The sequence below is a fragment of the Bacteroidota bacterium genome, from assembly GCA_016706865.1.
Classification (GTDB): Bacteria; Bacteroidota; Bacteroidia; order Chitinophagales; family BACL12; genus UBA7236.
The window spans coordinates 909,284-935,339 of sequence record JADJIS010000002.1 but is presented as its reverse complement, the minus strand read 5'-3'; the positions used below and the strand labels follow the sequence as shown (position 1 = coordinate 935,339).

26 protein-coding genes are annotated in these 26,056 nt (G+C 35.8%); 11 read left to right on the top strand and 15 right to left on the bottom strand.

Translation table 11 applies throughout. From position 1 onward, the window contains the following. The first annotated feature begins 41 nt into the window (after positions 1–41). Both IPI31_07070 and IPI31_07065 read left to right on the top strand, forming a co-directional pair. Positions 42–1,451 (top strand): NADH-quinone oxidoreductase subunit N, encoded by a 1,410-nt coding sequence (locus IPI31_07070; GenBank protein ID MBK7567578.1) that lies wholly within the window; start codon positions 42–44, stop codon positions 1,449–1,451. Positions 1,452–1,456: 5 nt separating this feature from the next. Continuing rightward, positions 1,457–1,822, top strand: a complete 366-nt coding sequence (locus IPI31_07065) for a hypothetical protein (GenBank protein ID MBK7567577.1) — start codon at positions 1,457–1,459, stop codon at positions 1,820–1,822. Positions 1,823–1,858: 36 nt separating this feature from the next. On the opposite strand, the gene IPI31_07060 is transcribed toward IPI31_07065, so the two are convergent. The 3 genes from IPI31_07060 to IPI31_07050 form a co-directional block, all read right to left on the bottom strand. Beyond that, entirely contained in the window at positions 1,859–2,476 is a 618-nt protein-coding gene (locus IPI31_07060) for a hypothetical protein (GenBank protein MBK7567576.1), read from the bottom strand. A gap of 116 nt (positions 2,477–2,592) precedes the next feature. Next, complete coding sequence (locus tag IPI31_07055) at positions 2,593–3,210, bottom strand: hypothetical protein (protein MBK7567575.1); 618 nt, start codon at positions 3,208–3,210, stop codon at positions 2,593–2,595. A gap of 180 nt (positions 3,211–3,390) precedes the next feature. Next, a complete protein-coding gene (locus IPI31_07050; GenBank protein MBK7567574.1) occupies positions 3,391–4,020 on the bottom strand; it encodes a carboxypeptidase regulatory-like domain-containing protein in 630 nt (209 codons plus the stop codon). A 332-nt stretch (positions 4,021–4,352) separates the two neighbouring features. Here IPI31_07050 and IPI31_07045 point away from each other — a divergent pair, with 332 nt between their 5' ends. The 4 genes from IPI31_07045 (at position 4,353) to rny (ending at position 9,265) form a co-directional block, all read left to right on the top strand. Continuing rightward, positions 4,353–6,791 (top strand): phenylalanine--tRNA ligase subunit beta, encoded by a 2,439-nt coding sequence (locus IPI31_07045; protein ID MBK7567573.1) that lies wholly within the window; start codon positions 4,353–4,355, stop codon positions 6,789–6,791. Between the two features lie 63 nt (positions 6,792–6,854). Further along, complete coding sequence (locus IPI31_07040; GenBank protein ID MBK7567572.1) at positions 6,855–7,154, top strand: hypothetical protein; 300 nt, start codon at positions 6,855–6,857, stop codon at positions 7,152–7,154. Between the two features lie 71 nt (positions 7,155–7,225). Then, positions 7,226–7,564, top strand: a complete 339-nt coding sequence (locus IPI31_07035; GenBank protein MBK7567571.1) for a cell division protein ZapA — start codon at positions 7,226–7,228, stop codon at positions 7,562–7,564. 105 nt (positions 7,565–7,669) lie between these two features. Further along, positions 7,670–9,265: a ribonuclease Y gene (rny, locus tag IPI31_07030; GenBank protein MBK7567570.1), complete on the top strand. Its 1,596-nt coding sequence runs from the start codon at positions 7,670–7,672 to the stop codon at positions 9,263–9,265. Positions 9,266–9,670: 405 nt separating this feature from the next. Here rny and IPI31_07025 read toward each other — a convergent pair whose 3' ends face one another. From IPI31_07025 to IPI31_06980, 10 genes are all read right to left on the bottom strand, one after another. Further along, a complete protein-coding gene (locus IPI31_07025; protein ID MBK7567569.1) occupies positions 9,671–10,342 on the bottom strand; it encodes a hypothetical protein in 672 nt (223 codons plus the stop codon). Positions 10,343–10,494: 152 nt separating this feature from the next. Then, entirely contained in the window at positions 10,495–11,397 is a 903-nt protein-coding gene (locus IPI31_07020) for a hypothetical protein (protein ID MBK7567568.1), read from the bottom strand. Between the two features lie 3 nt (positions 11,398–11,400). Beyond that, positions 11,401–11,799, bottom strand: coding sequence for a hypothetical protein (locus tag IPI31_07015; GenBank protein ID MBK7567567.1), 399 nt, complete (start codon positions 11,797–11,799; stop codon positions 11,401–11,403). Positions 11,800–11,919: 120 nt separating this feature from the next. Next, on the bottom strand, positions 11,920–12,303 hold the full coding sequence (locus IPI31_07010; protein ID MBK7567566.1) for a hypothetical protein: 384 nt from the start codon (positions 12,301–12,303) through the stop codon (positions 11,920–11,922). A gap of 145 nt (positions 12,304–12,448) precedes the next feature. Further along, a complete protein-coding gene (locus IPI31_07005; protein MBK7567565.1) occupies positions 12,449–13,012 on the bottom strand; it encodes a fasciclin domain-containing protein in 564 nt (187 codons plus the stop codon). Between the two features lie 549 nt (positions 13,013–13,561). After that, positions 13,562–14,224 carry a phosphate signaling complex protein PhoU gene (gene phoU / locus IPI31_07000; protein MBK7567564.1) on the bottom strand — a complete coding sequence of 221 codons (663 nt, stop codon included), beginning with the start codon at positions 14,222–14,224 and terminating at the stop codon, positions 13,562–13,564. A 175-nt stretch (positions 14,225–14,399) separates the two neighbouring features. Further along, entirely contained in the window at positions 14,400–15,155 is a 756-nt protein-coding gene (locus tag IPI31_06995) for a phosphate ABC transporter ATP-binding protein (protein ID MBK7567563.1), read from the bottom strand. A 6-nt stretch (positions 15,156–15,161) separates the two neighbouring features. Next, a complete protein-coding gene (pstA, locus tag IPI31_06990) occupies positions 15,162–16,007 on the bottom strand; it encodes a phosphate ABC transporter permease PstA (GenBank protein MBK7567562.1) in 846 nt (281 codons plus the stop codon). A 166-nt stretch (positions 16,008–16,173) separates the two neighbouring features. Continuing rightward, positions 16,174–17,049, bottom strand: coding sequence for a phosphate ABC transporter permease subunit PstC (gene pstC / locus IPI31_06985; GenBank protein MBK7567561.1), 876 nt, complete (start codon positions 17,047–17,049; stop codon positions 16,174–16,176). Positions 17,050–17,102: 53 nt separating this feature from the next. Next, complete coding sequence (locus tag IPI31_06980) at positions 17,103–18,065, bottom strand: PstS family phosphate ABC transporter substrate-binding protein (GenBank protein MBK7567560.1); 963 nt, start codon at positions 18,063–18,065, stop codon at positions 17,103–17,105. Between the two features lie 252 nt (positions 18,066–18,317). Between IPI31_06980 and IPI31_06975 the strand changes: the two genes are divergently transcribed. Together IPI31_06975 and IPI31_06970 are read left to right on the top strand one after the other, a co-directional pair. Then, the gene (locus IPI31_06975; GenBank protein MBK7567559.1) at positions 18,318–18,965 is read left to right on the top strand and encodes a DUF47 domain-containing protein; all 648 of its coding nucleotides are present in this window, start codon (positions 18,318–18,320) and stop codon (positions 18,963–18,965) included. A gap of 4 nt (positions 18,966–18,969) precedes the next feature. Beyond that, positions 18,970–19,992 (top strand): inorganic phosphate transporter, encoded by a 1,023-nt coding sequence (locus IPI31_06970; GenBank protein MBK7567558.1) that lies wholly within the window; start codon positions 18,970–18,972, stop codon positions 19,990–19,992. A gap of 29 nt (positions 19,993–20,021) precedes the next feature. On the opposite strand, the gene IPI31_06965 is transcribed toward IPI31_06970, so the two are convergent. Next, on the bottom strand, positions 20,022–20,816 hold the full coding sequence (locus IPI31_06965) for an inositol monophosphatase (GenBank protein MBK7567557.1): 795 nt from the start codon (positions 20,814–20,816) through the stop codon (positions 20,022–20,024). 59 nt (positions 20,817–20,875) lie between these two features. After that, on the bottom strand, positions 20,876–22,555 hold the full coding sequence (gene lnt / locus IPI31_06960; protein MBK7567556.1) for an apolipoprotein N-acyltransferase: 1,680 nt from the start codon (positions 22,553–22,555) through the stop codon (positions 20,876–20,878). 154 nt (positions 22,556–22,709) lie between these two features. Between lnt and IPI31_06955 the strand changes: the two genes are divergently transcribed. Genes IPI31_06955 through IPI31_06945 form a run of 3 tightly spaced genes read left to right on the top strand, consistent with a single transcriptional unit; the run spans position 22,710 to position 26,027 of the window. Next, positions 22,710–23,696, top strand: a complete 987-nt coding sequence (locus tag IPI31_06955; GenBank protein MBK7567555.1) for a Gfo/Idh/MocA family oxidoreductase — start codon at positions 22,710–22,712, stop codon at positions 23,694–23,696. Between the two features lie 37 nt (positions 23,697–23,733). After that, on the top strand, positions 23,734–24,603 hold the full coding sequence (locus IPI31_06950) for a hypothetical protein (protein MBK7567554.1): 870 nt from the start codon (positions 23,734–23,736) through the stop codon (positions 24,601–24,603). Further along, positions 24,603–26,027, top strand: coding sequence for a sugar transferase (locus tag IPI31_06945; GenBank protein MBK7567553.1), 1,425 nt, complete (start codon positions 24,603–24,605; stop codon positions 26,025–26,027). Before IPI31_06950 ends, IPI31_06945 begins: the two co-directional genes overlap by 1 nt. Positions 26,028–26,056 lie beyond the last annotated feature (29 nt).

Sequence of the window (26,056 nt, the reverse complement as noted above, 5' to 3'; positions counted from 1 at the left end):
ATCCTCCCAGATAAATTCTAAGGAGAACCAAAACCGACACCATGTCCGAAGCATTTTTTACATACATGAAATTTGAGTTGATGCTGGTCATCATCATTTTCATTTTATTGTTCCTGAAAATATGGAAGAATAAACTGAATAATAAAACCGTGCTTCAGGTTGCCAATGTGTTGTTGCTCGTCAATTTTGTGGTGGGATTTTTTGGGAATGTGACGGGAGAGCTGTTTGCCGATATGTTTCGCACTACCGGCCTCATTGTGCTGGAAAAAAATATTTTGAATCTGGGAGCATTGGTAATATCCTTACAGGCATATAATTGGTTGCTCAATCACAAACACGCTCCGGAGTTTTATATTATTTTATTGTCGTCGCTGATGGGGATGTTCTTTATGATATCTTCTCAGAATATTTTTATGTTCTACCTGGGACTGGAATTATCAACCATTCCTTTGGCCGCATTGGTGAATTTTGATCTGGAAAAAAGAAAATCGGGTGAAGCTGCGTTGAAATATATTATTTCTTCGGCGTTCTCGTCGGGAATGTTGTTGTTTGGTATTTCTTTATTGTATGGTGCATTGGGGACATTAAATTTCGCGGAGATCTCTGTGGTTATGAATGCAGAACCTTTATTGATCTTCTCCTTTATTTTATTGTTTGCAGGATTTGCATTTAAGATATCTGCAGTGCCATTTCATTTGTGGACGGCAGATGTGTATGAAGGCGCACCTGTTCCTATTACTTCTTATTTGAGTGTAATCTCCAAAGGAGCTATCATCTTTGTTTTTGTTTCGGTATTATATTCGGCATTTCAAAACATATTTACCATTTGGTATAATTTATTGTTTTTGATAAGTGTTGCAACAATGCTGATAGGAAATTTATTTGCAATACGGCAACAGAATTTAAAACGATTCCTCGCATTTTCTTCCATTGCCCAGGTTGGATTTATATTGATCGGTATTTCCGGAAATTCAGCAGAAGGAACTGCTTCTGCAATTTATTTTATTCTCGTTTATTTATTTTCCAATCTTGGTGCTTTTGGTGTGGTTGCTTTAGTGAGTGCCGCAACCGGAAAAGAAAATATGGATGACTACAAAGGATTTTACAAAACAAATCCGATGCTTGCATGGATACTTACCATATCCTTATTTTCCTTAGCGGGCATCCCTCCTACTGCCGGATTTTTTGGTAAATTCTTTTTGTTGATGGCAGGTGCGGGACAAGGAAATAACGTATTAATTATTATAGCAGCATTAAATATGATCATCTCCCTGTATTATTATTTAAAAATAGTGAAGGCCATGTTCATGGATACAAATGACAATCCAATTCAAAAATTAGAGACTGGCATGCATCCTAAATTCGCGTTTATCATTTGTATAACGGGTATTGTTGTTACAGGTTTAGCGGGTGGATGTTATGAATATATTTACAGTTTAATTCAAGTATAAATAAAATGGCGATCAATCAAAATCATACATTCGATGATCTCGATGGCATTAAATGCGCCATCGTAGAAAAAAATGTCACACCCGAACGCGTAACATTTCTGAAAACCATTTTAGAACACAATCATTTCACCGTTGTAGTTGTACCATCTCCCCCACCAAAAACTGCAGCTCCTGTTGCGGAAGGAGAAACAGCTCCGCCCGTACCGGAAACTTTCACAGTGGGTGTTACGGATGTAACATTTAACGCTACCAATGCCATCTTCGGGCGTTTACTCAAAACAAAAGAAGGCAGAATTGTTACGTTGGCGTATTGGAAACAAAAGGATGTGGTTTCAAATGATGAGGAGCCGTATTTTGAGGGGAAGGGTTGAAATTGTTGAAGGGGTTGAATAGATTTTAGTGGGAGTTTAATATAAAATTTCATAATATGTAGTGTCGAAGGAAGGGCAATATATTTCTCCAGATTGACCTCCAGTTGTTAACCCATCATCATAAATAAACCAAACAACAGGAATTGTGTAGTTACCATTGATACTTAGAATTATTGTAGTATCTACGGATCCACCATAAATTGAAAGATATGCGTTAGAAAGACTTATATAATCCCATTCATCATAAATATTAATGGACTTGACATGAAGACTTAACCAACCTTTTGGATAGATACTAATATCCACATTTTCACCCTCCTTAATTTCTTCCAGCACCGGAAATTCATCCCCATAATCAAAATATAAGTCATGTGTGGCAGCACATGTATATGCAAGTTCGCTATCGTAATCCAATTGAAAAGAAAAACTTCCGTCTGCATTTGAAGCAGTAAAATCCAACTGCGTTGAGCCGCCGCCGCCACCAAAACCTCCGGAAGGAATATGGCTGAGTAAGTAAACGGTAGCGCCTTCTATACCTTCGTTTGTGGTTTTATCTCTCACAGTGCCATATACAGTTCCCTTTTCAAGAATAGTATCTTTATTGCAGGAAAGTGCAAGTAAGAAAACAATGAGAAGAAAATATATTTTTTTCAAATACGCATGTTTACCATGTAAAGTTATACGAAAATTCTTTTACAATTCAGATATAAATTTTCTCTTCCGGTGCAGGGAGTAAAAATTGTGTAATTGTATTCTGTTGTAATTAGAATTTAGTATAGTAATTCATAATAAGTTGTATCAAAAGCGACACAATAAATTGTATCAATATTTGCAACTTCACCGTAAAGCCCCCAATAAATAATATTTTGAGAATTTCCATAAACAGTATATAAAACTGTGGTGTCAATTTCGTCACCGTCAAATCCATCTGTTAAATATCCATTTACACCAAAGTTGTCATAAGGAGTTGATGGAGGGATATTTTGGTAATGTATTTCTAAATAACCTTCGGGTTGAAGAAAGACATATAAATTACTTGATGTCCCCGCTCCATCAATAAACATAACATTATTACTCTGATCATTAAAATACTGATCTTTTATTGCCTGCACAAAATATTGATAACCTTCACGAGCATCAAAACTAAAAATAAACTCACCGGAAGCATCACTATATTTTTCTTCCATTAAAACCCCTCCCAAACCAAATGCACTTTCGCCATCTGTTTCGAAAAGACCTACTTCTGCATTTGATACTCCGACATTTGTTGTGACATCCCTTACCGTGCCATTTACGTTTGTTGGGCCGCTTTCTTTATTACAGGAAGGGAGAACGCAAATAGTTATACAGAAGATATAGGTTAAATAAACAGGTGTTCCATTCTTCATATTTCTAATTTCCTTAGTAAAGTTATACTGAAATAATCAGAAACAAACAAATTTCGACGAATCGAACTTGGCAGGGATTGTTTCTACCATATTTTGTCCAAATACATTTCTAAATGAAACTTAAAGCATTAAGCCTAATAAATAGCAAGCACTAGCATTGTAAAAAATTTAAACGGTAAATTAGTATAATAATTCAAAGTATGTAGTGTCGAATGAAGGGCAGTATATATCCGCAGATTCGCTCCCATTATTTATTCCATCTTCATAAATAAACCATACTAAATTATACAAGTCGTTACCCCAAACTGAAATTATTTGCGAAGTGTCTACTTCACCATAAAATATATAGGAAGGTGTGGAATTAATACCTATATAATCAAACGATTCATAATCATTCACAGATTTAATGGTTAAACTAAGCCAAGCCTTTGGGCGTAATTTCACTTCCACATTAACCACTCCAGAAGAATATTTATCCACTGAAAATTCATCATTATAGTCAAAATAAAGGTCGGAAATAGCGGAACACAAATACCCTATTTCCTCATTATATTCAACCTGGAAGGCAAAGTTGCCGTTTGCGTCAGCAGTAGTCTGGTCAATGAAAAATGAAGGTGTACCGCCGCCAACCCATGTGCCTCCACCGTCATTACCAAGCAAAAAGACTGTGGCATTAGGCACTCCTGTGTTAGTTGTATAATCGACTACCATACCGGTAATGATTCCCTTTTCAAGATCGGATGCTATATGTTCTGGCTTACAAGTGAACAGTAGTAAAACTATGAATGATAGAAATATCAATTTTGTCATATTCAGTAGTTATATAGCTAAAGTTATGTTCAAATTTTGTGAAATAAGCAGATTTGGATAAAATAAACTATTAATAACTCAATTGTTTGTAATATTTAGAGGATAAATATTCGTTACAAGTTGAATTTATCACATATTAACAGGACACCGACTCCTATTAACAGAAACCTTATTTAAAGGTACATATTCATTGAATATATCAGGTGAAAAATAACCGGAAAGTGCAGGAAAAAAACGGAAAGAAAGTATTGTTACCGCGACCTTTATCACCCATTTATGCGACAATGAGTTTCCCACCTACCCCATCCACAATTCTTATTTATCTTTACCCCATGAAAATATCCTGGAACTGGTTACAAGAGATCTTACCGGTAAAAATGAGTGCTGACAAAGCAGCGGAATTACTTACCGATATCGGTTTGGAGGTGGAAGGGGTTTATGCTTTTGAAAGTGTAAAAGGAGGATTAGAGGGATTGGTTGCCGGAGAAGTTATTACCTGCGAAAAACATCCGGATGCGGATAAATTGAAAGTGACAACGGTAAATACGGGTTCGGGAGAAATTTTGCAAATAGTTTGTGGCGCTCCGAATGTGGCTGCGGGACAAAAAGTAATTGTGGCTGTTACGGGAACTACCATCCACCCAATAAAAGGAGAAAGTTTTACCATTAAAAAAGCAAAAATTCGCGGTGTGGAGAGCAACGGAATGTTATGCGCTGAAGATGAAATTGGATTGGGTGAAGGGCATGACGGTTTATTTATTTTACCTTCCGATACTGTTGTAGGAACAGATATAAAAAAATTATTCAATATTTATTCCGATACCATTATCGAGATCGGATTAACTGCAAATCACGCAGATGCAAATTCACATTTCGGAACTGCACGCGAATTAAGAGCAGCATTAATTTCGAGGGGAATAGAATTTCCGGAATTAAAGGATCCAACAAAAATTGCAGAAAATAAAAATGCTAATTCCGCAGATAATAAAATTAAAGTGTTGCTGGAAAATGAAAAAGGTTGTTTTAGATATTCCGGAATACTGTTAGAAAATATTACTATTAAAGAATCATCGGCATGGTTGCAAAATAAATTAAAGGCTGTCGGGATGCGACCAATTAATAATGCGGTGGATATCACCAATTATATTTTACAGGAATTTGGTCAGCCATTACATGCATTTGATGCGGATAAAATAAAAGGGAATATAGTGACCATAAAAACACTTCCTCAAAATACCGAATTTATCACCCTTGATGAAAAAACAAGAAAATTAAATGCAGATGATCTGATGATCTGCAATGCGGCAGAAGGAATGTGTATTGCAGGAGTTTATGGCGGAATACATTCAGGAATAACATCCTCCACAAAAAATATTTTTATTGAAAGTGCTTGTTTTAATCCCTCCTTTATCAGAAGGACAGAAAACAATCAGGGATTAAAAACTGATGCTTCCTCGCGATATGCAAAAGGAACTGATGTTGAAATTACCATGAAAGCCCTGCAAACTGCCGCAAGTATGCTTGTAGAACTTTGTGGAGGAGAAATTCAAGGCAGTTATATTGACATTTATCCCAATAAAATAAATGCAACAGAAATATTTTTGCGATATGCGAGATTGGAAATGATGAGCACGATTAAGATCCCGCAAGAAACGATCATCACCATATTAGAATCATTAAATATTAAGATCGCTGAAAAAACACCGGAAGGATTAAAACTGGAAGTTCCTTCTTACAAAAATGATGTATTGCGCGAAATTGATATCATAGAAGAAATTCTGCGTATGTATGGTTTTAATAATATTCCTGTCCCTGCGGGTATTAGAACTCCGTATTTAGTGAGCCCTAAACCGGATAAAGAAAAAATTCGTCAGAGAACAATTAATTATTTAACGGACTCGGGTTGTTATGAAATATTTACGAATGCAATTTCACGTTCAAAATATGTAGAGAAATTTATTCCTGAAATAAACAGTGAACGCGTTAATTTATTAAACAGTTTAAATGCGGAACTGGATTGTATGCGTCAAACCATGTTGTTCACAGGATTGGAAGTAATATCTTACAACCATAACCATAAACAACAGGACTTAAAGATGTTTGAATTCGGAAGAGTATATTCTTTATTAAATGGGAAATATACGGAGGCCGAAAAGATCGGAATTTATTTTACGGGTTCTGCAACGGAAGAGAACTGGAGAAATACAACAAGAAGATCAGACCACTTCGATATTAAACAATTAACGGAATCTTTATTGTCGGAAATGAATTGTTCGGCAACGTGGAATAATATCCCCCCAACAAATAAAATTTTAGAAAGTGGAGCAGAATTAATTGTCGGAGGGAAAAATATTGGAATTTGTGGTGCAGTAAAAAAAGAAATTTGTGCAGATTTTGATATTAAAATTCCGGTTTATTATGCAGAATTGGATTGGAATATGCTATTGGAAAATTTAGTTTCACGAAAAGTAACCTTTAAAGAAATTTCAAAATTTCCGGAAGTGCGCAGAGACCTTGCTTTAATTTTGGAACCTTCCGTTACATTCGCCGAAATTGAAACCATTACAAAAAAAGAAGGCAAACCTATATTAAAAGATATCCGGTTATTTGATGTTTATGAAGGCGAGAAACTGGAAGGCAAAAAAAGTTATGCTGTCGGTTTAACTTTTGGAAATCCCGACCGCACACTTACCGATTCGGAGGTGGAGGATGTTATTCAAAAATTGCTTTCCCGTTATGAAAAGGAACTAAATGCTGTAATTCGTAAATAATTATATGTAGTTTCGAACCTGCCAAATGCTTTTTTAGCAGGGCAGAACACACACACAAATAATATGCAGGAACAGTTACAAAATATAAAAAGCAACCTCGACCGTTTGCTCCGGAACTATCATGCAGTTAAAAATGAGAATGATATTCTGAAGAGTCAGCTCGATGCCCAGCGAAAAACCAGTCAGGATAAAAATAAAAAGATAGAAGAGCTGGAAAAACAGATTGAGCTGATAAAAACCGTTCAAACGATAGCCGGCGGAACAAGCAGCGACGAAAGCAACCCAGGCAAGGCGGAGATGAAAAAAAAGATCAATGAACTGATCAAAGAAGTGGACAATTGTATAGCGCTTTTGAACGATTGAACACATAATGCGGTAAAAGCTCCACACCCGTTTTTAGCATTTTCATAATCTTTCCTTAACTTTAGTCCCAATTGGACCAAACGAGCGTAAAAAACCCAATGGATACAGAGGAAAGCAAATTGTTGAATATACATGTCACAATTTGCGACAGGCCCTACAGGCTTAAGGTGAAGCCTGAGGAAGAAGAAACAGTGAGAAAGGCAGCCAGAATAATAGCTGAAAAGATAAAAGAACTCCAAAACCTGCATTCAGGCAGCGATAAACAAGATTATCTCGCGATGGCGATGTTGACGATGATGGTAGATACACTTGGGGAGGAAAATAAAACAGTTGAGCAAATACCGGAAACAGACCACACATCTGAACTTGAACTGCTCAATCAGCAAATATTAAAGGCGCTTAATTCTTAAGTAACTCTTCTCAAAACCTGCAAAATTCCGGCGCACTGCGAAGGATATCCTCTCTAACTTTCGGTTTTCTTACCGTTGAAGTCCCTCATCATAAAAACCATATATATGAACGACATTTTAATGTACGTAATTATTGGTGTAGCTACCCTTGTGATAGGATTAATTACAGGGAGGCTTATTTTCGGACAAACGAAAGGCCAAAAAGGATTAGCTCAACGCGAAGCGAACGACATTCTTTCCACCGCAAAAAAAGAAGCGGAATTATTATTACAAAAAAGTAAAAATGATTCCGATGCTTACAAACGCGAAAAATCTCTTGAATTAAAAGATCAATTGATTCAACACAAAGCGGAACTTGAAAAAGAGAGACTACAAAAAGTTTCGAAGCTGGAAGAGCAGGAAATGCGCATGAAACAAAAGGAATCGCAATTAGGTCAGCAGCAGCAACAATATTCAAAAAAAGAAGCTGAGGTAACAACCATTCGCGAAAATCTTGCAACACAATTAGAGGTTGTAAATACTAAAAAAGGAGAATTGGATAAGGCGTACGAAACCCATATTCAAAAATTAGAGGAAGTAAGTAAATTAAGTGCTGATCAGGCGAGAAATGAATTAATTGAAGCATTAAAAGACGAAGCCAAAAACAAGGCGATGTCGCATATTAAAGAAATTGTTGAAGAGGCGAAATTAAAAGCGAATAAGGAAGCTAAAAAGATCATTCTTCAAACTATTCAGCGCACGGCAGCGGAACAGGCAATTGAAAATTCTGTTTCTGTATTTAATCTCGACAGCGATGATCAGAAAGGTCAGATAATTGGTCGTGAAGGAAGAAATATTCGCGCATTAGAAGCAGCAACTGGAGTTGAATTTATTGTGGATGATACTCCGGAAACAATTATTATTTCCGGTTTCGATCCTGTGCGCAGAGAAATTGCGCGTTTGAGTTTGCAGCGATTGGTGGCAGATGGAAGAATACATCCTGCTCGTATCGAGGAAGTGGTTGCAAAAACCAAAAAACAAATGGAAGAACATATTGTGGAGATTGGAGAAAGAACTGTAATTGAATTAGGTGTTACAGGACTTCATCCCGAATTGATCCGCATTATCGGACGCATGCGTTTCCGTTCTTCTTATGGTCAGAATTTATTACAACACAGCAGGGAAGTTGCGCATTTATGTGCAACCATGGCAGCAGAATTAGGTCTCAATGCAAAACTCGCAAAACGCGCCGGTCTCTTGCATGATATTGGAAAAGTTCCTGAGGAGGAAAGTGAATTAAGTCACGCATTATTAGGTGCAAAATTATGTGAGAAATACGGTGAACATCCTGCCATTGTAAATGCAGTAGGTGCGCATCACGACGAGATAGAAATGCAATATGTGATTTCTCCAATTGTTCAGGCATGTGATGCAATTAGTGGTGCAAGACCTGGTGCGAGAAGAGAAATTTTAGAGAGTTATCTCAAACGCATAAAAGAAATGGAATCCATTGCATTGGTGAACGACGGAGTGGAAAAAGCATATGCCATTCAAGCCGGCAGGGAGTTACGTGTAATAGTAGAAGCAGAAAAAGTTACCGATGTTCAGGCGGAAGAACTTTCATTTAGTATTGCACAAAAAATACAGGATGAGATGCAGTATCCGGGGCATATTAAGGTGACGGTTATTCGGGAGAAGAGAGCGATTAGCTTCGCTAAGTAGGATTCGGGACACGGGACACAGGACACGGGACTGGACAAAGGACAAGGGAAATTTGACATAGGACTTGGTTATTGATGGGAGGATGATTTTAGTTTGATTGTTTAGTTTTGGAAATTGTAAAATTTAATTTTAGATAATTTTTTAAAAAACCTGCATGAGAAAATGCAGGTTTTTTTTGTGGGATTAGTTTGATGAATAGCATATTTTCTTCGTGAAACCTTTGTGTCTTTGTGCCTTCGTGGCAATTGATATGCCTCATGGATAGAAGAAGATGAATTTGGATTTAAGTCAGATTGATTTCTGGTAAATTGAAAATTATTGTGTAGAATATTTTATAATAAAAAACCCTGCATTGATAGATGCAGGGTTTGATGTTTAAGTTATAATATATTTTATGGAGAATTTTTAATTATCCCAGAGGTCGGCATTGGCTTTGCGTTTGAGGAGTTCTTTATTTCCTCTCAATATTAGGGATGTGATATATTCATTTCCTGTATCACGAATCATTAAATATATAGTGAGACTTTTATCTGTTTTATCTGATAAAGTATAGGCTACAGTATAATTATTTTCTTCCTCTGCCATATCAAATTCTGCAATCAGCTCATTGCTGAGTTTGGTCTTCCAGGCATCGTAAAATAGTGCGCATTCATCCAGATCTATACTGTTATAAATTACACTTTCATATCTGATATATTCACCGCCTTTTTCTCTTACAATATTGCTTTCAGAGCAATTATTAAACAAATAGGAAGATGTAAAAGTAGTATCTCCATTTTCAATTCGCATGGAAGATTCATCATAAATATTTGAATACAAAAGTTTTGCTGATTGCATTAATTCATCAATTTGTTGTTTATCCGTTTTTCCAGCACCAGATAAAAGCGTGGTATTTTCTGATTCCGTTTCAGAAAGAAAATCACCTCCGAACATTTCAATTAAGGCTTCCTCAAATTCTAATTGTTCAAAAGTCATAGTGGAATCTTCCTCTTCATCCGGTGCGCCTTGTGCACTTAAAATGGTTTGTGCAAAAAAGAGGAAAGCAGTTGTGGTGATTGACAGGAATTTTAATTTCATATGATTTAAAATTTAAGGATGTTAGATATAAATTGGGTAATGGTAAAAAATCCGGATTCAATATTTTTTTTATACAGATGCAAACAGTGTTAAATTCCACAATTGCAAAAGGAAAAAAATTTTATAAGCCCGAAATTACACGAAATTATTTATTAGTTAAACAGATAACCAAAACTTAGGGAATACCTTGGTTTTGAGCTTATTTCTCCTCCAAAATCTGAATACAATGGAATATCCGATGAAATTCCCGCGAAGATCTTTTTCCTGACAAATTCAAATCCAAGATCAAGAAACAGATTTTCTCCGGAAGTTGCGTGTTGATCAATGTCATGAAATTTATCGAAGGAGGCATGTTCACCTATCAAACCTCCAAATAGGATAAATTCACTTTTGCCTTTTTGCAATTTATGTGTAACAATTAAGGCAAGTGAATTTTGCATTCCAAAACGATACATCGACGCATTTTCAAAATTATATTTAAAGGTATAATCCGCTAAATAATTAGTATATCCTTTATATAAAACAAATCGCGCTCCGGTAATAAGATCAATGGAACCCGAACCTGCTGAAACAGATGCAGGAAGATGATCAGTTCGAAAATTTTTGTTGAACTTACCGGTTGGAAATTCTATACCACCTTTTACGCTGAAATTATATTGCTGATTACCTAAAATAGTATCATTTGATTTAAACAAAATATAATTGGCAACTATTCCAATATCACCAAGACCTCTGATTTTGGTTTCGGTTTCTCCCGATGAATAATTATTTACCTTAAATGGAATGTATCCCGAAAGATGCAACCTATCATTCAAACTATACCCGCCAACAAGATCCAATGTATACATATCTGATGTAACCAATGAACCTTCTGTTTCAGAAAAGGTATGAAATGCATTGTAGGCGGATTTAAATACTATAAAATTATTGGTTGCGTAAGAGGATAAATTATTTAAGCCGCCCATGGAAGAGCAACCACACATATCGCATGCATGGAGTTTTTTACTATTTCCAAAAGAAATAATTATTATAATTAAAATCGATATTTTTTTCACCTTTTATGGATTAATAGTGAAGGTAACCGATTCTGAGATCCTGTCGGCATACTCAATTTCCCATGCAGATGCAGTTAATGTACAGTTTGAAGTTTCAGTTACTATCACATCCTCCACATGGTCATGAAAAGGAACAAATAAATCGCCGGATGTACCTGTAAAGTGTGCAATAGTATCCCCGGATGTGAGATTTAAAGCGAGCACCTCATAGTTTCTGATTTCCTTAGTTCCGTCAAAGTCTACTTCCATATGCAATTCTTCCCCGGAGGAATACACAGCACCATTTACCGGTTCTAAAATAGAAATTGTTACTTCATAGTTGACGATTTCATCATCGTTTTTACAAGAATTAAGAATAACAACACCGGTACCAAGTATAAATAATAAGATATAATTTTTCATAATTTTTACATTTAATAGTTTAAAAATTAAAGCATAAAATAATTTCATGCCATTTACAGTCCACAATTATTTTGCCAAAGGTGTGCCGGCAATATATCGTGGAAATTAATTCAATAAGACTTAAACTATTAATTTGGGTGGAGAAAAAATTATTTGTGCATAATTAAAATCAAAAGCAGAGGCAAAAAAATCTGTTTTTAAATCTATATATATGGGGAAAAGATATATTCCTTCAGATGAAGTTGTAAAATGCGGAGTAAAATAATTTGTGTTGGTCTCATCCGGTAAATTTGTGGATCGACCTGCATTCTTTGTAACCTCTGACACAATTTGTTTTTTTAAGTAACACTTACCCTCACAATCCATTTCGGGTTTCGACTGATTAATACAAAGATTTTCAACAATATAATCCTTGTGCATATAATAACCTGCAAGAGCATAAAATGGAGAGAATATACCGGAGAGGTAAATTATGGTGATCAATATGGTGATTACCTTTTTCAAAGTAATTCAAAGGTAATAAGCATTTTTTGGGTTTTAATACCATTTTCAAGTCTTTGGGATCTTATTTGGGTAAATTTTTTGTAAAAAACAAAACGGAGAAGGTTTTGAAACCTTCTCCGTTAACTAAAAACTAAATCACACAAAATTATTTAGGAAGAGCTACTTTGTCGATCACATGGATAACGCCGTTGCTTTGATATACATCGTAGGTAGTTACATTTAACACATTTCCGTTTTCATCTTTAAGTTGGATATTGTGTTTACCATTCATCATAGCTGTTAATTTACCACCACTTACTGTAGTTAATGTTGCAGTGCCATTGCCAGCTTTAATTGCTTTGGATATTGCATCGTAATCCATGTTTCCGGAAACAACGTGATAAGTTAGAACTTTAACAAGCATGTCTTTATTTTCTGGTTTTAATAATGTTTCTACTGTTCCTGCAGGAAGATTTTCGAATGCATCATTTACCGGTGCAAATACTGTAAAAGGTCCTGCACTTTTTAATGTTTCAACTAATCCTGCTGCTTTAACTGCTGCAACAAGCGTGGTGTGATCTTTTGATTTAACTGCGTTGTCGATAATGTCTTTTGCAGGATACATTGCTTCACCACCAACCATGGTTGTATTGCTACTGTTTTGAGCAAATGTTGTACTGATTGCAAAGAATAAAGCGATTGTTGCGAAAATTTTTGTCAGATTTTTCATTTTTTATGTTTTTGTTTGTTTGAATAATTTATTTGAGAGCATTTACGGAGGAAAGGGTGCGGGTGGTTTTATTTTGATGAAAGTTTTTGTGTGTCGTTTTGCGTATTGCGTGTTGTAGTACGTGTTGGAGTGTGTGTTGTAGAATGTGGTGTGGTATGTGTTGTAGTATGAGTTGTGGTGTGTGTTGCGGCATGTGTTGTGGTATGTGCTGTGGTAAGGATGACGAGGCCACGAAGGCTCAAAGGACACGAAGGGGCACGAAGAAATTAATCTTGGATTATTACAATTATTACTACAAGAAAATCTTGGTAGGAGGAAAGTTTGAGGAAGAAATAGTCAGGAGTCAATAGTCAAGAGTAAGGATTTCCGGTGAACGAGAGTCAAACTCATAACTCATAACTCATTATTCATTTTATGATGCGTAATTAAAGTATCACTCGAAGTATTTTCACCACTCACTACTCCCCATTCACCCAAATCAAGAGTCATTAGTCAGGAGTAAGAATTTCCGGCAAACGAGAGTCAAACTCATTACTCATTACTCATCTCTCATTTCCTCCCCGCATGTTTCAAAACCTTCGCTTCTATGTAGAAAATGATCTCTTCGGCGATGTTTTTTAGTTGATCTCCGATGCGTTCGAGTTTGCGGATGATGGAGATGATGTAGAGGGCATCAGAAATTTTTGCAGGATCTGCATGCATTGCATGGGTGAGATTATTAATTGCTTCGATATTAATATGATCGAGATAATCGTCGCTTTTAAATATTTTTCTGGCGATGGAAGTGTCTTCTGTTTCGAAGGCGAGTTTTGTATCTGCAAGCATTTTCATTGCAGCTTCAAACATCGGCATTACATTACTTTCTTCCATTAGATCTGCATCGAATGGTTTATCGGTTTCATTAATATATTTGGAAATTCCCTCCGCTATATCACCAATTCTTTCAAGATTGTTGTTGATCTTTAAAACAGCAAGTACAAATCGAAGATCAATTGCAACCGGAGCATATAATGCAATAAAATTCTCCGCAGTGCGATCGATCTGTAATTCCTGACCATTCACACGCTTTTCGATCTGCACAACCTCACGCGCAAGATCTTTATCAAATTTTGTAAGGGCTTCCTTTGCTTTTAATAATTGCGTTGTAACCAGTTGAAACATTTGTTCCAATTCCTCCTTCAAATTATGAACAGGATTATCTATTTGCGACATAGGTCATTTATTAATTTGTTAATTGTCAATTTGATAATTTGTTAATTGAGTGCTTCGGATTTACAATTTCGTTTTAATTCCATTTTATATTGAACCGAAGGTTCGGCTGTTAATCGGTACATTGGTACATCTTTTGGCTGTTCCCGTCGCAAGACGGGCAGGCATCGGTACATCTTCATCCAAACCGTCCCGTAATATAACTCTGCGTCTTATCTTCCTTCGGTGCCGTAAATATATTTACTGTTGTATCAAATTCAATTAATTCACCAAGATAAAAGAATGCAGTGCGATCGCTTATGCGGGCTGCTTGCTGCATATTGTGTGTTACTATTATGATGGTATAATTTTGTTTAAGCTGTGATATTAATTCTTCAATTTTCGCTGTTGAAATTGGATCCAGTGCACTTGCAGGTTCATCCATTAATATTATACTTGGTTTAACTGCTAATGTTCTTGCTATACATAAACGCTGTTGTTGTCCTCCGCTGATCGCCAATGCCGATTTTTTAAGATCATCTTTTACTTCATCCCATAAAGCAGCCTGGCGCAATGAATTTTCGCATGCTTCTTCTAGAATATGTTTATCGTTTACTCCGCGAATACGCAATCCGTAAACTACATTTTCAAATATTGATTTTGGGAAGGGATTAGGTTTTTGAAATACCATACCAACTTCCTTTCTCAATTCTTCCACGCGAACCCTTTTGGCGTAAATATTTTTTTCGTCGATAAGAATATGTCCATCCATTCTGAAACCGTCGATATAATCGTTCATGCGGTTTATCAAACGCAAAAAAGTGGATTTACCACAACCACTCGGACCAATAAATGCAGTAACAGTATTGGGGCGAATACGAATAGATATGTTTTTCAGTGCATGAAAATCGCCATACCAAACCTGAACATTATCTGCTGTTAATTTATAACTCATAAAAATTTACCACTTAACTTTTTTCTGCCATTTATTCCTCAAATATATTGCAATACCATTCATAACAAAGGTTATTAATAATAAAATAATAATAGCTGCGGCTGCATTTGTTGCAAATTCCTTTTCAGGTCGGCTTATCCAGTTGAATATTTGCATAGGCAATACGGAATATTGATCCATTGGTGTAGATGGCGCAAAGGGAACATATGTTAATGCACCAACTACAATAAGAGGTGCAGTTTCGCCAATTGCACGAGATAAGGATAAAATTACACCGGTTACAATTCCACCACCTGCTGCAGGTAAAATTTGTCGCGAAATTGTTTGCCATTTTGATGCGCCCAATGCAAAACTTGCTTCTTTAATTGTTTTCGGAACTGCTTTGATTGCTTCTCTTGTTGATACGATTATAATTGGCAATATCAATAATGATAATGTTAATGCTCCGGCCAATAAACTACTTCCCAATCCGGCAGTGCGCACAAATACTTCCAACCCCAAAATACCATAAATAATAGAAGGAATTCCTGCGAGGTTGGTAATATTAATTTCTAAAATATTAGCGAGTCGTGATTTTTTTCCATACTCCTCCAAATAAATTCCGGCAGCAACTCCAATAGGTATTGCAATAATTGCAGTTAAAACCAATATCCAAACGGTTCCCATTAATGCAGTGTAAATACCTGCATTTTCTGCTTTTCTGGATGGAAGATTGGTAATAAATGCCCAATCTATTCTCGCTATTCCATCAACAATAATATTGATAAGAAATATCGCCAACATAATTATTCCAAACATGGTGCAAGCAATTGCCCAGTATTTGAAGAGATTATTTTTTGTTCGGTTGTTCATGTTTTTTTTGTCATTATTCAAGAGACATTAGTCAGGAGTCAAGCGTTCATTTATCTGGAGCCAACTCATTACTCATAACTCATTACTCATTACTCATTACTCATTTAGTGAGTGGTGAGTTTCGGAAACGTTAGAGCAAACTCACTACTCACTATTCACCATTCACTTATTCATATTTATGATAAAACTTCTTTTTCACTTTCGCTGTAATCGTATTTAAAATAAATGTGAAAACAAATAACATCATCCCAGCTGAAAATATTGTTTTAAATTCAAGTGATCCCTGAGGTACATCACCCATGGAAACCTGAACTATGTATGTTGTAATGGTTGCGATCGGGACTGTCGGATCTAAAGTTAAACGTGGTTCCAAACCGGCTGCTACGGCAACGATCATTGTTTCACCGAAGGCTCTGGAAATTGCCAATATCACCGAAACTATAATTCCTGATGAAGCGGCTGGTATCAATACTTTAAAAGATGTTTGAAATGGTGTTGATCCTAATCCATAACTTGCTTCACGCAAAGATTTTGGAACTGCATATAATGCATCTTCGCTCAAGGAAGAAATTAATGGAATGATCATAATGCCCATTACAATTCCCGGAGATAATGCATTAAATCCGGATAATCCGGGAATAATTTGCTGTAAAAAAGGTGTAACCACAGTTAATGCAAAAAACCCATAAACAACTGTTGGAATTGCTGCTAATATTTCCAACATGGGTTTAATTGTTTGTCGCACTTTTGGATGCGCATACTCATTTAAATACACTGCTATACTCAATCCGATAGGAAGTGCAACGGTAATTGCGATGAAGGAAGTTAAAACCGTTCCGGCAATAAGCGGAAGTATTCCAAAATGTTTATCATCGAATAAAGGTGTCCATTGTGTATCCGTAAAAAATTCTACAATAGAAACCTCTTTAAAGAATAAAACCGATTCGTATAATAATACTGATAAAATTCCAATGGTAGTTAAAACAGTAATAGCACCGCTAAGTGCTAAAAGGAATTCTATTATTTTTTCTTTTCTCTTCACAAAAAATAAAAAGTGTTCAGGCAATACAATTATTACCTGAACATTTTAATAAATTATTTACTCGTAGGTGTCAATCTTGTAATTGCTGCTTTTAAAACTTCTTGTTGGGTTGTATATACACTTGATTCGCAAGGAACATATCCTACATCCTTACTCAAACCCGGAGCATTTTCAATAAAGAAAGTGATAAATGCTGCAACCTCAGGACGAGCAAGTGCTGCTTCGTTAATATATATATAAAGTGGACGCGAAAGTGGAGCGTACGATTTATTTAAAACTGTTTCCTGTGTTGGAATAACTCCTGACCCACTACCATTGTCAACCGGAACGATCTTTAATTTTTCTTTATTATTTTCATAATAAGCCATTCCGAAATATCCCAAACCACCTTTATCACCTGCAACACCTGTAACTAATTGGTTATCATTTTCACTGGCAGTATAATCGCCGCGGCTCGCACCTTTTTTACCGCAAATTTCTTCTGTAAAATAATCAAAGGTTCCACTTGCAGTTCCCGCACCATATAAATGGATGGGTTCATTTGGCCAACCGGCACGAATCTGACTCCAGGTTTTAATTTTATCCTGAGCTGCAGTTTCCCACATCATTTTTAATTCAGCAGTAGTAATTTTATCAACCCAGGTATTGGATGGATTAACAACAATAGCTATTCCATCATAAGCAATTTCCAATTCCAGATATTTAATTCCAGCTGAATCACAAATAGCCTTTTCACTGTCTTTAATAGGACGGGAAGCACCACAAATGTCAATTTCTCCGCGTCCGAATTTTTTAAATCCCCCGCCTGTTCCCGATTCTCCAACCGTAACTTTTGCTTTTGGGTTTTTTAATCCGAATTCTTCCGCAACAGCTTCACTCAGAGGATAAACTGTGCTTGATCCATCTAATGAAATGGAACCGGAGATCTCTTTAGAACCTTCCTCACCGGTTTTTGTGCCGCCGCAAGATGACAATCCTACAGCAACAATTAGTAAATAGGCGATTTTGTTTAACATATTATGCATTTAGTTGGTGCGAAGGTATTCCAGCAATGTTAACCGAATATTAACTAAGCATTTAATTTATGTATGAATAACGATTCCTTAATTTAGCAGTAAACAAGGCACTTTTAGGAGTTAGTTTCAGTCCAATGTTACCGAATTGTTAACTAAATGTAACTAAATCGTGAAAATAAGAGCCAATATTAATTTTTTGTATTATTAACTATTACTTTAGCACCACTTAACATTAATTTAAAATAACAAAATATGTCTATAGACAAAGTTTTAAGGTTTTTCCAGCCCAAGGACAAAACCTTCTATCCTCTCTTTGGAAAAGCAGCGGATAATAATGTAAGGATCTCTGAACTTTTGTTGCATTGTGTAAAAGAGACCGATGTAGTAAAAAGAGAGGAGGTGATAAAAGAAATTGAGCATGTAGAACATTTGGGAGATGAGATCACACATGAGATCATGAATAATCTCAATATCGTGTTCATCACTCCATTTGATAGGGAGGATATACATTATCTTGCTTCAACAATTGATGATGTTGCCGATCATGTTAAAGATGCTGCATTGCGCATCAAATTATACAAACCCAATAATTTACCGTCGGCAATTATTAAAATGGCGGAGTTGATAAATGATGGTACTGTAAAAGTAAAAGCTGCATTAGAAGAATTGCGTGATCTGCGCAATATCGAAAAATTGCGCAAACTCATTATCGAGATCAATAATGTGGAGAATCAAAGTGACGTAATATTTGAATTGGCACTTACGGATCTTTTTGCAAATGAAAAAGATCCGATTGAAATAATTAAAATAAAAGATATTATTTCAAAAATGGAAAGCGCGAGCGATCGCTGTGAAGATATTGCCAATGTTATTGAATCAATAATTGTAAAAACCACGTGATCTTATGAGCGGTATTGAACCTATCATTATTATTACGGTAATATTGGCACTTGTTTTTGATTTTATAAACGGTGCAAATGATGCCGCCAATTCCATTTCCACCATAGTTGCAACAAGAGTATTAAGTCCTACAAAAGCTGTTATCTGGGCTGCATTTTTCAACTTCGCAGCGCTTTGGATCTTCCAATCTACAGAAGTTTCTAAAACAATGAGTAAAGGAGTAATTGATAAAAGTGTGGTTGACGGCGATAATTATTTTGTTCTGGCTGCATTAATCGGAGCCATTATCTGGGGATGGTTATGTACAAAATTCGGTATGCCGATTAGTATATCACACACATTAATTGGCGGATTAATTGGACCAGCTTTAGTAAAAGCCGGACCAGATGCATTATTATGGTTTGAACCTGATCATAAAGGTCTTGGTTGGATATTTATTTTTATTTTTCTCGCTCCAGTAATTGGACTTCTGGTTGCATATACTTTACAAATAATAACTCTCTGGATATTCCGAAGATTTAAACCGCGAAAGGTGGATGGATTTTTTCATTTTATGCAATTAGTTTCTTCTGCTGCATTTAGTCTTGGTCACGGAAGTAATGATGCACAAAAAACTGCAGGTATCATTATTTTATTATTAGCATCAAACGGCCATGCAGATATCGATAATCCACAACAATGGATATTTTATGCATGTTATACCGTTATCGGTTTAGGAACTCTTATTGGAGGATGGAAAGTTGTAAAAACCATGGGACATAATTTAACTCCATTAAAACCTATGGGCGGATTTTGTGCAGAAACTGCCGGAGCAATAACTTTATTTGGGACAGCAGCTTTGGGAATTCCCGCTTCTACCACACATACTATTACAGGTGCAATCATGGGAGTTGGCGCTGCAAAACGGGTTAGCGCCGTGAGATGGCAAGTGGTTACAAAAATTATGTGGACATGGATTTTAACAATTCCAGCATCCATAATTATGAGCGGTTTGATCTACTGGTTGATTTCTCTTTTTGCCGAATAAATTCACATTAATGCCATATGAATGAACGTTCATTCATATGGCATTAATTTAACACCCTTTAGCACGTCTTCTTTAATATCAGGTATAGTGGCTACAATTTTTCCCTCGTGGAAATTACGTTCGCCCTTAAAATCAGAAACAAATGCACCTGCATTTTCAGCTATAATAATTCCTGCGGCAATATCCCAAATATTTAAAAATCCCTCATAATAAACATCCATTCTTCCACAAGCAACATAACAAAGATCGGTAGCCGCTGTTCCGAGTCGCCTGATATCTCTTCCATTGTCGAGGAAATACTTTAATGTTTCCGAAATTTTTTGGGTGCGTTCGTTATTTCTGATATAGGGAAAACCCGTTGCAATAAGTGCATCACCCAAATTATTGCAGCCGGAAATATGAATTGTTTTCCCATTGCAATAGGCGGGTGCATTTTTCCAACTGTAAAACATTTCATTATTGGCAACCTCAAACACCACTCCTAAAATAATTTCATTTTTATATTGTAATCCAATGCTTATGGAGTAGATCGGAATTCCGTGTACATAATTCATGGTGCCATCCAAGGGATCAATGATCCATAAATATTCTTTATCAGATTGCTCAACGGTTTTTTCTTCGGTGATAAAACCTGCAGTGGGTAATATTTTACTTAATGCCGTAACTAATCTTTTTTCCGCATTGGTATCTACCTCTGTAACAAAATCACGCACACCTTTTTTTTCTATCAGTATATCCTGAAAGTTTTCACGCTGCTGTTTTATATAAGCACCTATCGGTCTTACAATTTCTATTACTTCAAAACATAAATTTTGTAAATCCATACATGAAAAAAATTAATAATGTAAAAAATGAATCATTAAATAAATGGAAAAGAAATAAATTAATTATCCAACTCCTTATTATTTTTCCGATTAATGATCTTAGCAGAAACCAAGGTCATCAAAATTAAAAATCCCGATATCCAAAGTGCAACACGTGCAAGATAGTCGCCAAATTCAACATAAAATGTTTTGTCATCGTTAGCCAATAAGGTTGCATTTAACACCGCATCTTCTCTCCATTCCGTGGGTTGAGAAATATCTCCGTGCTGATTAATAAAACAAGATATACCGGTATTTGCGGAACGCGCAATACTGCGACGCGTTTCAATACTTCTCAACTTTCCGTATAAACAATGTTGTTGATATCCGGAAGTATTTCCCCACCAACCATCATTGGTAATTATAAATATCAATTCGGCACCATTACTTACATAATCAGAAACATATTCACCAAAAACACTTTCAAAACAAATTACCGGTGCAATTCCAACGGAATCTTTATTATAAAAAACGGTACGTTCTTTTTGGGTCCCTAAACTTCCTTCTATTCCCCCTAAAGCAATTGCTTTATCTCCCAAAAATTTAATGAATTGCGGATAGGGCATTCGTTCAACTCCGGGAACTAATTTAGATTTATGATAATAGGGCAGTTGCAAGGATGAATCAATTTGTAAAGCAGTATTATAAATATCATAGAACAATGTGTCAGATGTTTTTGAGGGCAATCTCGGAATTATTTCCATCCTTGCTGTAATAGATGCATCCTGTGAAGTATATCTTTCAAATCCGTTTATACCTAACACAATGGTAAGGTTTGGGAAACTGTCAATTAATTTTGAAAGGTCTCTTACTGGTTTTTCATATTTAATTTTATCCAACCAAATATCTTTTTGAATGGATGTTTCCGGCCAGACCAGATAGTCGGTGCTATCTGTTAATTTCTGTTTTGATAATCCCTGCATTTTTTCCATTTGTATTGCATAAGGAATATCAAATTTTTCTTTGTATGGATCAAAATTGGGTTGTAAAACGGTAACATTTACAGGTTTACCTTTTTCTTCATAATTGTTATAAATTATTTTAGAAATAAGTATCGGGATAAAAATTATTAATACCAATGAAAACAGAGGTATGTATTTTTTAAAAAGAGAATTATTTACGGGATTGATTTTTTCGGAAGGAAAAAGTCTGTCGTATAAAATAAAAAACAATAATAAATTGGTGATCCATACCCAAAGTGTTCCTCCAAATACTCCTGTATATTCATACCATTGTATCCAGGTATGTTTAACAGCAAATACATTTCCAACACTCAGCCAGGGCCAGGTAAGTTCCCAGCTCAGATGAATAGATTCAAATGCCATCCAATAAAACACCAAGGAAGCATATCCCAACCTGGTACCAAATTGTTTTCTGGTATTTCGAGCAAGCATAAAAGGAACGGACATTAATGCGGGATTTGCAAGATTCGCAAATAATCCGCCAGCCAAACTTGCATTACTTATCCAATATGTAGTTGTTAAATTCCAAACCAGAAGTCCGGTATATAAACTTATCCAAACCTTTAATCCTGTATATTTTTTATATGTGTCGCTGATCACCTTTTCAGCTACGAGCAAGGGTACAAATCCGGCAAAAACCAAAAAAGTGAGTTGTAAAGGTGGCCAGGCTTGCCACAACATCAGTCCCGATAAAACAGGCAAAATAAAAAAAACGGATAAAACACTCTTCAAATTCATACAGTAAAATCAGTGTGAAGATAAACGAATTTTGCCTTACTGAATTTTATAAAGGTGTATTGATAGCGCTACAAAGTGAAATATTAGTTCACATTTATACTTCTAATTTATACAACCCTCCCATCTAAACTTTTAAATTTGCACAAATCAGTTTATGGTAAGAATTGGCGTTTTAGGAGCAGGTCATCTTGGAAAAATTCATCTCAAGCTTTTGAAGGAGATCCCTGATTTTGAATTAGTGGGATTTTATGATCCGGACGAAACAAATGCCCAATATGCTGAAAAAACCTTCGGAATAACACGATTTGGCAATATTCATAAGTTGATAGATGCCGTAGATGCGGTTGACATTGTTACTCCCACCGTTTCTCATTATGATTGTGCGAGGGCTGCTCTTAAAAAAGCAAAACACATTTTCGTGGAAAAACCATTGGCAAATTCGGTGCACGAGGCAAAATATCTGATGTCGCTGGCGCACGAAGCCAATGTAAAGGCACAGGTTGGACATGTGGAGCGATTCAATCCTGCATTTTTAGCGGTTCAGGGCATCGATTTGCAGCCCATGTTCATTGAAAGTCATCGCCTATCCAGTTTTAACCCTAGGGGGACAGATGTTTCGGTGGTGCTTGACCTTATGATTCACGATATCGACATTATTTTACATATTGTGAAATCCAATGTTAAACGTGTTAGTGCCAGCGGGGTAAAGGTGATCAGCAACCAACCTGATATTGCAAATGCGCGTCTTGAATTTGATAATGGCTGTGTTGCCAATCTGACTGCAAGCCGTATTTCCATGAAAAAAATGCGCAAAATGAGAATGTTTCAGCGAGATATGTATATTGCGGTTGATTTTGGTGAAAATGTGACAGAAATATTGACACTCACAGATGCTATTTCCGGAGAAGATGCGTTAACCATTGATATTAACACCGGAAATTCCTTTAAAAAGAAAGCATTACATATGCATAAACCGGAAGTGGTTCCTGTTAATGCAATAAAAATGGAATTGGAGTTATTTGCAAGTGCAATATTAAACGACACAGAAACACCGGTTACTATTGATGACGGTTACCGGGCATTACAAGTAGCGCATATGATATTGCATAAAATAGAGAAGAATATTGCATACAGGGATTAAAAAATAATCTCAGCAAAAAAATTAAAGTTGGACGAGGATGCGAATTAAATTAAAGAAAATACTACCCCTGTTTTTGATCACGGTAATTAGTAGTTGTGAAATAATTAATCCGGAGGAAAAAATTCCCTCTTATATTTATATCAATGATTTTACTTTCACCTGCAACCTCGAACTGCAGGGATATCCCTCCACTAAAATTACCGATGCCTGGGTTTATGCCAATGGGATTTTTATCGGGGCTTTCGAATTACCGGCAACAGTCCCCATTTTGGAATCAGGTGAAACAGATATTATTGTATATCCCGGAATAAAGGAAAATGGGATTTCAGGAACCGGAATGATATATCCTTTTTACAATGGATATGCTATCACAAGAACTTTAATGGAAGGCGAAACAGATACATTGTCACCAACATCAACATACAAACCTTCCGCAGCCATTACTTTTATATATAAAGATCGTTTTGAAACCGGAAATAGTTTTCACAGTGTGGAAAGTGAAACAGAACTTACCACTACAACCTCTGTTACGGATGTATTTGAAGGTTTGCGTTCTGCTGTTACAACTTTAACCGGCGACCTCGACACCTTTAGGGTAAGCACCGATCCGTTATATTTCGGCACCATTGATCACCAATTATTTTTAGAGATCGATTATAAATGTGATTTAAATTATCTCGTTTATTTGAGGTGTAATACCTCGGGAGGTTCAACAATTTATGATGAGGTATTAACCATTACTCCTAAAACTTATTGGAATAAGATCTATGTAAATTTAAATCCAACATTACAATTTTTTTCCGCCTATCAACCTGTATCTTACAATCTGGAATTCAGGGCTATTAATGAAAGCAGTGATAGTGCACAAATTTATTTTGATAATTTAAAGATCATCCAATCCAATTAATGCGCTTTAAAAGAAGAATAGGCATATTAACTTATATTTTCTTCGATTATGTAACTGCAATGCTTGTATGGGCAGGTTTTTTCTTTTATCGCAAATTTTATATTGAAGATTATCCGATAAATATTAAACAACAAATTTTAAATGATCCCAATTTTTTTATAGGAATTTTTGGTATCCCTTTTATTTGGCTTGTTTTATATTTTGTTGCCGGCACCTACACCGATATTTATCGCAAATCGAGGTTGGCCGAAATTACACGAACTTTTGTTATTGCATTTATTGGTGTTTTGATCATTTTCTTTTCCTTATTGCTCGATGATTATATCAGCGATTATCACGATTATTATCAATTATTTTTTCTTTTATTCGCAGCGCAATTTCTGTTGACCACCATCAGCAGAATGATCATTCTCTCACAGGCCAAAAAACAATTACAAAAAGGAGTTGTAGCCTATAACACCATTATTATCGGAAGTGACCAACGCGCACTTGCAATATATAAAGAGATCACTAATTATAAAAAATCATTGGGTTATGCATTTACCGGTTATGTAGAAGTTAATGGCAGTCAGGAAAGTGAACTCACCAATTACATGCCCAATCTCGGAAAATTACCACAGCTCAATAGTATCATAGAAGAACGCAATATCGATGAGGTTATTATTGCCATAGAAACATCCGAACATCATTTGCTCAATAAAATAATTGACACACTGGCTGAAAAAGGAAATATCGTTATTAAAATAGTACCTGATATGTACGATATATTATCAGGTTCAGTAAAAATGAGCAACGTATTAGGTGCAGTACTCATCGAAATTTACCCCGACCTGATGCCACGATGGCAGCGATTTATAAAAAGAGGAATTGATATTGCGGTTTCTATTATAGCAATATTAATATTATGGCCTTTGTTTTTATTTATTGCAATAAAAGTAAAATTATCTTCCAAGGGTCCAATAATTTATAAACAACAAAGAGTAGGAATTAATAATAAACCTTTCACCATTTATAAATTCCGCAGTATGTTTCTTGACGCAGAACAAAGTGGTCCTGCTCTCTCCAGCGAAAATGATGAACGCATCACTCCTTGGGGAAAAATTATGCGCAAATGGCGCTTCGATGAATTGCCTCAGTTATTTAATATTTTTAAAGGAGAAATGAGTCTTGTTGGTCCTCGCCCCGAGCGACAATTTTACATTGATAAAATTACCGAAATTGCTCCCACCTATAAACATTTACAAAAAGTAAAACCCGGCCTCACCAGTTGGGGCATGGTAAAATTCGGCTACGCCAGCAACGTAGATCAAATGATCCAACGCATGAAATATGATCTTCTCTATATTGAGAACATGAGTTTGGCAATTGATTTTAAGATCATGTTTTATACGGTTTTGATAATATTTCAGGGGAAGGGGAAGTAGGAAGTAGGACATAGGAAGTAGGACATAGG